At 34.0% G+C, this 577-nt stretch carries 1 protein-coding gene; it reads left to right on the top strand.

All coding sequences use genetic code 11. The features are described 5' to 3' along the window. Window positions 1-577 (top strand): aminoglycoside phosphotransferase family protein (locus D8863_RS10845; protein WP_260469810.1); only part of this gene is annotated, 577 nt, incomplete at both ends.

Here is a 577-nt window from a genome sequence, read left to right as displayed (position 1 = left end):
AATAAAGGCTGGTCAGATGATAAAAAATATTATGTGACAGATCAAAATCAGCAAAAATATTTCTTGCGTGTTTCTGATAAGGAGAAGTTAGATTCTAAAAAATTTGAATTTGATATGATGGAGAAAGTAGCTTCTCTTGGAGTTCCGATGTGTAAACCGATCAGCATAGAACTCTGCGATGACGAAGTACATTCTTTACATGAATGGATAGACGGGAAAGATGCTCGAGAAACCATTTTAACTTATTCGAAAGAACAACAATATACTTATGGAGTAGAAGCAGGAAGAATCCTTCAAAAAATTCATTCACTCCCTGTTACAGAAGTTCGTGAAGATTGGGAGGTCTTTTATAATCGAAAAATTGATGACAAAATCTCCAAATACAAAGAATGTCCCGTTCAATATGAAAATGGTCAGATCTTTATTGATTTTTTAAATGCAAATCGAGAATTGTTAAAAGATAGACCTCAGGTTTTCCAACATGGAGATTATCATATCGGGAATTTCATGATTGGTGAAGATCGTAATATTTATGTCATTGACTTTGATCGATTTGATCTTGGAGATCCTTGGGAGG

This window comes from Streptococcus oralis (genome assembly GCF_003943825.1).
Classification (GTDB): domain Bacteria; phylum Bacillota; class Bacilli; order Lactobacillales; family Streptococcaceae; genus Streptococcus; species Streptococcus oralis_CD.
Note: the sequence above shows the minus strand (reverse complement) of the source record. Positions and strands in the feature narration are given on the sequence as shown.